The sequence below is a fragment of the Paraburkholderia nodosa DSM 21604 genome (assembly GCF_000519185.1).
Taxonomy (GTDB): domain Bacteria; phylum Pseudomonadota; class Gammaproteobacteria; order Burkholderiales; family Burkholderiaceae; genus Paraburkholderia; species Paraburkholderia nodosa.
Window position 1 is genome coordinate 67,804 of the sequence record NZ_JAFA01000038.1, and the last position, 10,019, is coordinate 77,822.

General features: G+C 66.1%; 9 protein-coding genes and 1 pseudogene. 5 read left to right on the forward strand and 5 right to left on the reverse strand.

Going from position 1 to position 10,019, the window contains the following annotated elements; all coding sequences use genetic code 11:
- Positions 1-44: 44 nt before the first annotated feature.
- Positions 45-611, reverse strand: coding sequence for a TlpA family protein disulfide reductase (locus tag A3CW_RS0135810; protein WP_028207833.1), 567 nt, complete (start codon positions 609-611; stop codon positions 45-47).
- Positions 612-622: 11 nt separating this feature from the next.
- The gene (locus tag A3CW_RS0135815; protein ID WP_028207834.1) at positions 623-1,267 is read right to left on the reverse strand and encodes a hypothetical protein; all 645 of its coding nucleotides are present in this window, start codon (positions 1,265-1,267) and stop codon (positions 623-625) included.
- Positions 1,268-1,515: 248 nt separating this feature from the next.
- Between A3CW_RS0135815 and mpl the strand changes: the two genes are divergently transcribed.
- The 5 genes from mpl (at position 1,516) to mtgA (ending at position 7,413) form a co-directional block, all read left to right on the forward strand.
- The gene (mpl, locus tag A3CW_RS0135820) at positions 1,516-2,907 is read left to right on the forward strand and encodes a UDP-N-acetylmuramate:L-alanyl-gamma-D-glutamyl-meso-diaminopimelate ligase (RefSeq protein ID WP_028207835.1); all 1,392 of its coding nucleotides are present in this window, start codon (positions 1,516-1,518) and stop codon (positions 2,905-2,907) included.
- Complete coding sequence (locus A3CW_RS0135825) at positions 2,904-3,479, forward strand: YqiA/YcfP family alpha/beta fold hydrolase (RefSeq protein WP_028207836.1); 576 nt, start codon at positions 2,904-2,906, stop codon at positions 3,477-3,479. Before mpl ends, A3CW_RS0135825 begins: the two co-directional genes overlap by 4 nt.
- An 80-nt stretch (positions 3,480-3,559) precedes the next feature.
- Positions 3,560-5,686, forward strand: a complete 2,127-nt coding sequence (locus A3CW_RS0135830) for a ribonuclease catalytic domain-containing protein (protein WP_028207837.1) — start codon at positions 3,560-3,562, stop codon at positions 5,684-5,686.
- Positions 5,683-6,603, forward strand: coding sequence for a shikimate dehydrogenase (gene aroE, locus A3CW_RS0135835; RefSeq protein WP_028207838.1), 921 nt, complete (start codon positions 5,683-5,685; stop codon positions 6,601-6,603). Before A3CW_RS0135830 ends, aroE begins: the two co-directional genes overlap by 4 nt.
- A gap of 36 nt (positions 6,604-6,639) precedes the next feature.
- The gene (mtgA, locus tag A3CW_RS48680; RefSeq protein ID WP_051481939.1) at positions 6,640-7,413 is read left to right on the forward strand and encodes a monofunctional biosynthetic peptidoglycan transglycosylase; all 774 of its coding nucleotides are present in this window, start codon (positions 6,640-6,642) and stop codon (positions 7,411-7,413) included.
- A 99-nt stretch (positions 7,414-7,512) separates the two neighbouring features.
- Here the strand turns inward: mtgA and queF are convergent, their stop codons facing one another.
- From queF to A3CW_RS0135855, 3 genes and pseudogenes are all read right to left on the reverse strand, one after another.
- Entirely contained in the window at positions 7,513-8,337 is an 825-nt protein-coding gene (queF, locus tag A3CW_RS0135845; RefSeq protein WP_028207839.1) for an NADPH-dependent 7-cyano-7-deazaguanine reductase QueF, read from the reverse strand.
- Positions 8,334-9,254, reverse strand: coding sequence for a 5'-nucleotidase (locus A3CW_RS0135850; protein ID WP_028207840.1), 921 nt, complete (start codon positions 9,252-9,254; stop codon positions 8,334-8,336). Before A3CW_RS0135850 ends, queF begins: the two co-directional genes overlap by 4 nt.
- Positions 9,255-9,266: 12 nt before the next feature.
- Positions 9,267-10,019, reverse strand: a pseudogene (locus tag A3CW_RS0135855) (threonine ammonia-lyase, biosynthetic); the annotation flags it as partial.

Below are 10,019 nucleotides of genomic sequence, written 5' to 3' on the forward strand. Positions count from 1 at the left end.
ATCTGCGCTACGGCGCTTAAGATTGTGCCAAATATTCCGCTGCGTCAAAGCGCGTCGAGCGTGCGTCGAAGCTCGTCCGGCTTGATTTGCCCTAATTTTGTCGAACGAACGGCGCCGTTCGCGTCGATTACCACCGTGTAAGGTAAGCCGCCTGCGTTGTTGCCGAATGCGCGCGCGACGTCCGCGCCGCCGAAGCCGGCGATGTAGATCGGGTAATCGACTGGCACCTTCTTGAGGAACGTCTTGATGTTCGCGGCCGAATCCACGCCTACGCCGACGAACTGAATCCCCTTCTTCGCGTATTCACGCTGGAGCGCGGAAAGCTCCGGCATTTCCTCGACACACGGGCCGCACCAGGAGGCCCAGAAGTTGACCACGATCGGCCGGCCCTTGTAGATGGCGAGCGATTGCGCCTTGCCGTCCGGGTTCGTGACCGCCGCCGACCAGAGCTGGCCGACCGCATTCTGCTTGCCGCTCGCCGAGGCCGCGCTTACCGAGGCCGCGTCGGCCACGCCGGCGCTGCCGCTCGTGGCCCAGTGCCCAGCCAGTATGCCGCCGCCTGCGGCGATTGCCGCCACTGCCACGCCGGCCAGAATCCGCTTCGTATTCATCGCTGCCGTTTTCAGGTTGTAGAAGAAGTGGCGCCGCTCTCGTCGATCAGCGTCTGGAGAGCCTGCGCATTGGCGCGCGGCAGCCTGCCACGCGCGTCGGCGCGCACGGCGCCGCGCAAGTCGTCCGTATTGTAGAGCGCAACGTGGATGCCCACTGGCTCCTCGGCGCGTGACGGACGCCACATGAAGCTGAGTGTCTCCACGAGGCCGCGCGCCGCGAAATGGCGCGTTTCCGACACGTCGTACTGCACGTTCGCATTCAGGAGCCAGATCGCGACATCCTTCGCGTTGTCACAAAAAATCTGCAGATGGATGTCGGAGTGCTCGCCCGCCGTGCCGTTGAGCACCGCGCCGGTCAGGAACGGATTGAACGCCTCGAGCCGCTGCATCCATTCGAGCGCGATCTCGCGCAGGCGGCGCAGCACGACCGGCTGGCTGTCGCTCTGAAAGAGGGCCTGATATTCGCGGATCTCTTCCTCGATCTGATCGTTGTCGGGCAGCCAGGTGCCTTCGATACGCGTCTCCCCCACCACCTGCCGGGCTGCCTTGCGTTTGGCGGTGGCGTAGTCGAGGCCGTCCTCGGCAATCATCCTTGCTGCCGCGATGGCGATTTCCTCGCGCACGCGCTGGGGATCGAAATGTGATCTGCGAACCATCCTTTAATGATACTAGAGATCGCCCTGGGCTCCTGCAGGCGGCCACTGCGCCGCACCCGCTGCCGGGTTGGTCAGGGATTTTCCGTCGCTGCGAGAGCCTTGGTCGAGCCAATAGGGCTCGGGGCCTCGGGTACAATAGCGCTCTTTGCTGCGGCGGCGCAGGGCTGCCGTCGTTCCAGCTCCTCCATCCTTTTCAACCGATCAATCCGATCAACGCGTTCACGACGCCCGCGCGGCGCGACAGGCTTATGCACATCCATATCCTCGGCATCTGCGGCACGTTCATGGGCGGACTCGCGGTGCTCGCGCGCAGCGCGGGCCACACGGTGACCGGCTGCGACGCCGGCGTGTACCCGCCGATGAGCACCCAGCTCGAAGCGCAGGGCATCCGCCTCATCGAGGGTTACGACGCGAGCCAGACCGAACTCAAGCCCGATCTCTACGTGATCGGCAACGTGGTCACGCGCGGCAACCCGCTGATGGAGGAGATCCTCAATCGCGGCTTGCCGTACACGTCGGGTCCGCAGTGGCTCGGCGAACACGTGCTGCGCGACAAGTGGGTGCTCGCGGTGGCGGGCACGCACGGCAAGACCACCACGAGCTCGATGCTCACGTGGCTGCTGGAAGACGCGGGCCTGAATCCCGGCTTCCTGATCGGCGGCGTGCCGCTCAATTTCGGCGTGTCGGCGCGCCTGACCGATTCGAGCTTCTTCGTGATCGAAGCCGACGAGTACGATACGGCGTTCTTCGACAAGCGCTCGAAGTTCGTTCATTACCGTGCGCGCACGGCGCTGCTCAACAACCTCGAATTCGATCACGCCGACATCTTCCCCGATCTCGGTGCGATCGAAACGCAGTTTCATCATCTCGTGCGCACGATTCCGGGTGTTGGCCGCATCGTCACGAACGGCCGCTCGGACGCGCTCGAACGCGTGCTCACGCGCGGCGTATGGAGCGACGTGGAGCGCTTCGGCGTGGACGGCGGCTGGCAGGCAATGCCCGCTGAAGACGGCGTGGCCGTGGACGAGCGCTTCGCCGTCTATCACAACAGCGAACGTGCAGGCGTGGTGGACTGGCAGATCCAGGGCGAACACAACCGCCTGAATGCGCTCGCGGCGATTGCCGCCGCGCGCAGCGTGGGCGTGCCGCCCGCGCAGGCCGCCGCCTCGCTCGCCACGTTCCGCAACGTGAAGCGCCGCATGGAAGTGCGCGGCAGCGTGGACGGCGTGACCGTCTACGACGACTTCGCGCACCATCCCACGGCCATCGAAACGACGATCGCCGGCCTGCGCACGCGCGTCGGCCACGAAAACACGCGCATCCTCGCCGTGCTGGAGCCACGCTCGAACACGATGAAGCTCGGCGTGATGAAGGCGCAGCTGCCCACCAGTCTCGCCGACGCCGACCTCGTGTTCGGCTACGGCGCACCGAGCGGCAAGGATGCGCTCGGCTGGGATCTCGTTGGGGCACTGGCCCCGCTCGGTGAGAAGGCCCGCGCCTTCCACGATCTCGAAGCGCTCGTGAAGGCGGTCGCCGCAGCCGCACGCCCCGGCGACCAGGTGCTCGTGATGAGCAACGGCGGTTTCGGCGGCGTGCATCAAAAGCTGCTCGACGCGCTCTCGGCACGGAGCGCGGCGTGATCGTCTATCTGCACGGCTTTCGCTCGTCGCCCCAGTCGTTCAAGGCGCGCCTGCTGGCGGCGCGCATGGCCGAGCTGGGACGCAGCGGTGAATGGCTGTGCCCGACGCTGCCGGTGTCGCCGCAGGAGGCCATTGTGCTCGCCGAGCAGGAGATCGGCGCGCAATTGAAGCCGGGCGAGCCTGTCACGCTCATTGGCAGTTCGCTCGGCGGCTACTTCGCCACGCATCTCGCGCAAAAGCATGGCTGGCGCGCTGCGCTCTTGAACCCCGCCGTGGTGCCTGACCGCGATCTGTCGAAGTATCTCGGCGAGCAGCCGCTCTGGCACGGCGGCGGCAGCATCGTCGTCGAACCGCGGCATCTGGAAGAATTGCGCGCGCTGGCCGTTACGAAGGTGACGCAACCCGCGCGCTACTATCTGATCGCCGCGACCGGCGACGAAGTGCTCGATTACCGCGAGATGCTCGCGCACTATCCGGGTGTGCCCACACACCTGATCGAAGGCAGCGATCATGGCATCAGCGAGTTCGCAGATTACGTCGACGAAGTGATCCGTTTCTGCGATGCCGCTTGATGCGTGCGAACGCCTATATGTATACAGCACCGCCCGCGCGCCGCGCCGGCGGTCGAAGCAAGTCTGAACGAGAGTATTGAGTGAACGTTTTCTTTGAGGAATCGGGCAGTTTCAAGGCCGGCAGCGTGCTGTCGCGCCAGGGCGATGCGTTTCAGGTCGAGCTGCCGGGCGGGCGGCGCGCCAAGGTGCGCGCCAAAGACGTGTTGATCGAGTTCGAGAAGCCGGCCGCGGGCGAGCTGCTGGAGCAGGCGGACGCCGCCGCCCAGGAGATCGATCTGGACTTCCTGTGGGAGTGCGCACCCGCCGACGAATTCGCGTACACGGCGCTTGCGAGCGAGTATTTCGGCGAAACCTACGGCCCTGTCGAGCGCGCCGCGCTCGTGCTGCGCCTGCATGGCTCGCCCGTGTACTTTCGCCGCAAAGGGCGCGGCCAGTATCAGCGCGCGCCCGAAGATCAGCTCAAGATGGCGCTGGCCTCGCTCGAGCGCAAGCGTCAGCAGGCGCTGGTGCAGGCCGGCTACGAAGAGGAGCTGAAGGCGGGTGGACTGCCCGAGGCGTTCAAGGGCCGAGCGCTCGGACTCCTCACGAAGCCGGACAAGAACGCCATCGAATACAAGGCGCTCGAAGCGGCGGCCGCCGCGCGCGGCATTTCGATGCCGCGCCTCATGCTCGAAAACGGTGGCATTGCTTCGCCGCGCGCGCTGCACGAGGCACGCTTCCTCGCGGACTTCTTTCCGCACGGCACCGGTTTCCCGCCCGTCGAAGTGGGCACGCTGCCCGAGGATCTGCCCGACGCCGCCGAGCACGTGCAGGCGTTTTCGATCGACGACGTCACTACGACCGAAATCGACGACGCATTCTCGATCGAGCACCTGGCCGACGGCCGCGTGCGCATCGGCATTCACATCGCGGCGCCCGCGCTTGGCATCCAGCGCGGCGACACGGCGGATACGATCGCGCGCACGCGTCTTTCGACGGTCTACATGCCCGGCGACAAGATCACGATGCTGCCCGACGATTTCGTGGACGCGTTCACGCTCAAGGAAGGCGGTCTGCGTCCGGCGCTTTCGCTCTACTGCATCGTGAACCGCGAGACGCAGGAGATCGTCGCGACCGAAACGCGCGCCGAGCGCGTGTTCGTGAAGAGCAATCTGCGTCATAACACGCTCGACGAAGTCGTCACCGAAGCGACGCTCGCAGCGGGTACGGGCGAGTATCCGCATAAGGACGACATCGCCGTACTGTGGCCGTTCGCGCAGGCGCTGTTCGAGAAGCGCCAGCAGGCGCGCGCCGGATACGGCCTGCGTCGCGAAGTCCAGCGCAACACCGACTTCAACTTCTACGTGGAAGGCGAGCATGTGACCATCTCGCCGCGCCGTCGCGGCTCGCCGCTCGACTTGATCGTCGCGGAACTGGCGATTCTCGCGAACTCCACGTGGGGCGCCTTCCTGCACGATCACGGCGTGCCGGGCATCTACCGCTCGCAGCGCGCGTTCGGCGCGCCGACCGGTCCCAAGCGCACGCGTATGCAAACCAACGCCGCGCCGCACGAAGGACTCGGCGTCGCGCAGTATGCGTGGAGCACCTCGCCGCTGCGCCGCTATGTGGACCTCGTGAACCAGTGGCAGTTGCTCGCTTGCGTGGAGCACGGCGTGGCCGCCAAGCTCGTCGCGCCGTTCAAGCCGAAAGACGCCGATCTTTTCGCCGTCGTGCAGGGCTTCGACGAGACCTATACCGCTTACGCCGATCACCAGCGCCGCATGGAGTACTTCTGGTGCCTGCGCTGGCTGCAGCAGGAAATGCGCGGTGAGGGCGGGCGCGAGGCGCGCCGCGAATTCCCGGCGAGCGTGGTGAAGGACGACCTGGTGCGCTTCGAAGAAGTGCCGCTGCTCATGCACGTACTCGCGCTTGGCGTGCATGCGCGCGGCACGCGCCTGATGATGGAAGTGCTGTCGATCGACGAGTTGACCATCGAGGCTTCGGTGCGCATGCTGCGTGTGCTCGATGCGCCCGTCGTGACGAGCGGCGAACAGGCCGAAGAGGATGCGGGCGAAGACGAAGAGCTGATCGAGGCCGCCGACGAGTCCGCACAAAGCGAAGCGGAAGCCGTCGCGGAAGCCGGCGACGCCGAAGGCGAGGCGGCAGGCGATGCGCCCGCCGCAGAAGAGCAATCGAGCGAACAGCACGCTACGGAGCCGCGCGAATGAGTGCCAGCGAGTCGAAGCCGGTTGCGCACGCCGACCGCTACGCCGTAGTTGGCAACCCGGTGGCGCACAGCAAGTCGCCGTATATCCACGCGCAGTTCGCGCTGCAAACGGGCGAGCGCGTCGAATACGACCGCCTGCTCGCGCCGCTCGACGGTTTCGTCGAGCACGTGCAGGCATTTCACGCGGCGGGCGGCCGCGGCCTGAACGTGACCGTGCCGTTCAAGCTGGAGGCTCACGCGCTTGCGCACAAGCTCTCGCCGCGTGCGGCGGCGGCGGGCGCGGTGAACACGCTGCGCTTCGACGCGGACGGCATCTTCGGCGACAACACTGACGGCTTTGGCCTCGTGCGCGACATCGAGGTGAATCTCGGCGTCGCGCTCGAAGGCGCGCGCGTGCTGCTGCTTGGCGCGGGCGGCGCGGCGCGCGGCGTCGTGCTGCCGATGCTAGAACGCCGGCCGCGCGAGATCACCATCGTGAACCGCACGGCGCCCAAGGCGCACGCGCTCATCGAGCAGTTCGCCGGCGCGGCGGGCGAGTTCGGCTGCCTCCTCAATGGCGGCGGTCCTGAGGCTGTCGGTCGCGACCCGGTCTATCGCGACCCGGTCTATCGCGACCCGGTCGATCCCAGGCCGTACGACGTGATCGTGAACGCGACGGCGGGCAGCCTCGATGCGGCCTTGCCCGAGTGTGACGAGCGTGCGTTTGGCACCGGCACGCTCGCCTACGACATGATGTACGGCGCGCAGCCCACCGTGTTCATGCGCCACGCCCAGGCGCTTGGCGCGCGCGCGGCCGACGGCCTCGGCATGCTGGTCGAGCAGGCCGCCGAGTCGTTCTTCGTGTGGCGCGGCGTGCGGCCCGAGGGCGCGCCGGTGCTGGCGGCGTTGCGCGCGCAGCTCGCCGCGCAGGCCGCGTAACGCCCAGCGCTTCTCGCACACAACGGAGACGACGCCATGCGCAGGCAAGCCATCGGTGCGCAGGCCGCGGCGGTCGCGAGCGGCAACGGGCGGCGCGCGCAGTCGCGCAAGCGTCCTGGCGCGCTGCGCTGGCTGATCTGGATCGTCTCGGTGTTCGCCATTGCGTGGATCGTCACGCAACTCTTCTACTTCGCGCAAATCGCGGCCTGGAACTTCGTCGATCCGCAAACCACGGCGTTCATGCGCACCGACGCCGCGCGTCTGTCCGCCGACCGCCCCAGTCTCTCGATCCAGCACGAATGGGTGCCGTACGACCAGATCTCGCGCAACCTGAAGCGCGCGATCATCGCGTCCGAGGACGCGAACTTCGTCAACAACAACGGCTACGAAACCGACGCCATCCTCCAGGCGTGGGAAAAGAACAAGCAGCGCGGCCATATCGTGCGCGGCGGCTCGACCATCACGCAGCAGCTCGCACGCAACCTGTTCCTCTCGCGCGAGCAGAGCTATATCCGCAAGGGCCAGGAGTTCATCATCACGTGGATGCTGCAGACGCTGCTCGACAAGGAGCGCATCTTCGAGATCTATCTGAATTCGGTGGAGTGGGGCAACGGCGTGTACGGCGCGCAAGCCGCCGCGCGTTACTACTACCGCACGAGTGCCGCGAAGCTCACGCCGTGGCAGTCGGCGCGGCTCGCGGTGATGCTGCCGCGTCCCAAGTACTTCGACGAGCATCGCAACTCGGCGTATCTCGCGCAGCGCACCGCGGTGATTGCGCGGCGCATGGGGGCGGCTGAGTTGCCGCATTGAAGCGCCAGCGAATCGCCACGCCCATGAAAAACGCGCCGTCTTTGCGGCGCGTTTTGCTTTGGCGTTTCGCCTGATCGAAAGACGGCGGCGATCTTGCCCTTACTGGCGCGCGAGCCGTGCGTTATCCGGCATCGGCATGTTGAAGTTGGTGCGAAACGGATTGATGTCGAGGCCGCCGCGCCGCGTGTAGCGCGCATAGACCGCGAGCCGGTCCGGTTTGCACTCGCGCAGGATGTCCATGAAGATGCGCTCGGCGCACTGCTCGTGAAAGCCCGTGTGATTGCGGTACGAAATGATGTAGCGCAAGAGGCCCGCCTGATCGATCTGCGGCCCGACGTAGTGGATCTGCACGCTGCCCCAGTCGGGCTGGCCCGTCACCGGGCAGTTCGACTTGAGCAGGTTCGAGATCAGCGTTTCTTCCACGGGGGCTTCGTCGAAGGCCGCCTTCAGAAGCGTCGGCTCCGGGTGATAGATTTCCGTGTCGAGGTCGAGGCGGTCGAGCGAGAGCCCGTCGAATTCCTCGAATGGAATCTTGCCGAATCCGCCCGGCTGATCGAACTTCACCGAAACCGATGCACCGCAAGCCGCCGTCACATCGCGCCTGATCGTGTCGCGCACCACGTCGGCGGATTCGAACGGCGTTTGCGCGAACGAGCCCAGATAGAGCTTGAACGACTTCGATTCGATGATGTTCGGCGAGTCGGCGGGAATGAAGAACGTGGCGATCGCGATCTGCGGCTTGCCGCGCGCGTTGAGCCACGAAAGCTCGTAGGCGTTCCAGATATCGCTGCCGAAGAACGGCAGTTGCGCGCCTATGCCGATCTGTTCGCGCGCACCCGCGCGCGGAATCGGGAACAGGAGCGAAGCGTCGTATTGCTCGGTGTAGGTGGAGGCCTTGCCGAGCGGAGATTGATCGGGAGTCATGATGCGTTGGCTTCGGTTGCGAGATTGGTCACGCCGCTCGCCACGTGCCCGGTGGCCGTGACCGAGCGCGCGGATTCGCAGTGGCGGATCTGGTCGTCGAAGAAAAAATCGGGTTCGAACTCGCGCAGGAACGGGCCTTTGTCGAGTCCGCCAAGGAACATCGCTTCGTCGATCTCGATGTTCCAGGCCATCAGCGTACGGATCGCACGCTCGTGCGCGGGCGCCGAGCGCGCGGTGACGAGGGCGGTACGGATGCGCATTTGCGCGTTCGCGTCGGCGAGCTTCTGCAGACGGTTGAGCGCCGCCAGCAGCGGCTGGAGCGGACCTTGCGCGAGTGGCAGTTCGCGGTTGTCGCGTTCGTGGCTCACGAACGCGGAAAGCCCCTTGCTCTGGAAAATCTGCTCCGCTTCGTCGGAAAACAGCACCGCATCGCCGTCGAACGCGATGCGAATCTCGTGCGCGTTGCGTTCCGCCATTGTCGCCGATTCCGGAAAGACGCGTGCGGCGGGGAATCCGGCGTCGAGCGCGCTCTTCACGTCCGCCGGGTTCGCGGAGAGAAACAGCGACGCGTTGAGCGGCTTGAGGTAATGCCAGGGCTCGCGCCCGCGCGTGAACACGCCGCGCTGAATGTCGAGCCCGTGCTCGCGGCACGAGCTGAACGCGCGCAGACCGCTGATGGGATCGCTGCGCGAGAGGATCACGACTTCCACGTGATGCGCACCGTCATTGAGCGCGAGCAGCTTGCGGATCAGCGCGAACGCCACGCCTGGCCGCGCGGGCACGTTCAGGCGCTCGCGCTGGAGCGCCTCGTAGGCTTGCAGGTCGCCGGCCTCGAACACGTGGTTTTCCTCCTCGAAATCGAAGAGCGCACGCGACGAAATGGCGACGACGAGCTTGTCGGAAAGCGAAACGGACACGATTGCGGCTCGTTACGCGAGGAACAACCGATACGCCGGATTACCCGTCTCTTCCCAGTGCGGATAACCGAGCGTGGCGAGGAAGCGGCGGAACTCCGCGTCCTCGGCGGCGGGCACCTGGATGCCCACCAGAATCGAGCTGTAGTCGGCGCCCTGGTTGCGGTAGTGGAACAGGCTGATGTTCCAGTTCGGCGCCATCGACGAAAGGAAGCGCATGAGCGCGCCCGGNCGCTCCGGAAACTCGAAGCGGAACAGGCGTTCGTCGTGCGCGAGCGGCGAGCGCCCGCCCACCATGTAGCGGATGTGCTGCTTGGACAGCTCGTCGCCGGTGAGATCGACGCTCGGAAAGCCGTGATCGACNAAGGTCTTCGCGATCTGCTGCGACTCGCCGCGGTTGCGGATCTGCACGCCCACGAAGATGTGNGCGCGTTCGGCGTCGTCGATGCGGTAGTTGAACTCGGTNACGCTGCGCGTGCCGACCAGCTCGCANAANCGCTTGAAGCTGCCGCGTTCCTCGGGGATCGTCACGGCGAACACCGCTTCGCGCGCCTCGCCCACCTCGGCACGCTCGGCCACGAAGCGCATGCGGTCGAAATTCATGTTCGCGCCCGAAGTGACCGCCACCAGCGTNTGNCCNTCGATGCCCTCGCGCTCCGCGTACTGCTTCGTGCCCGCCACGGCCAGTGCGCCGGCGGGTTCGAGCACGCTGCGCGTGTCCTGGAAGACGTCCTTGATCGCGGCGCACAGCGCGTCGGTATCGACGGT

Bases quoted from the DNA above. Each gene is read 5' to 3' on its own strand.
- A3CW_RS0135810 (WP_028207833.1), bottom strand. From the start codon at position 611: ATGAATACGAAGCGGATTCTGGCCGGCGTGGCAGTGGCGGCAATCGCC.
- aroE (WP_028207838.1), top strand. From the start codon at position 5,683: ATGAGTGCCAGCGAGTCGAAGCCGGTTGCGCACGCCGACCGCTACGCC.
- mpl (WP_028207835.1), top strand. From the start codon at position 1,516: ATGCACATCCATATCCTCGGCATCTGCGGCACGTTCATGGGCGGACTC.
- mtgA (WP_051481939.1), top strand. From the start codon at position 6,640: ATGCGCAGGCAAGCCATCGGTGCGCAGGCCGCGGCGGTCGCGAGCGGC.
- A3CW_RS0135815 (WP_028207834.1), bottom strand. From the start codon at position 1,267: ATGGTTCGCAGATCACATTTCGATCCCCAGCGCGTGCGCGAGGAAATC.
- queF (WP_028207839.1), bottom strand. From the start codon at position 8,337: ATGACTCCCGATCAATCTCCGCTCGGCAAGGCCTCCACCTACACCGAG.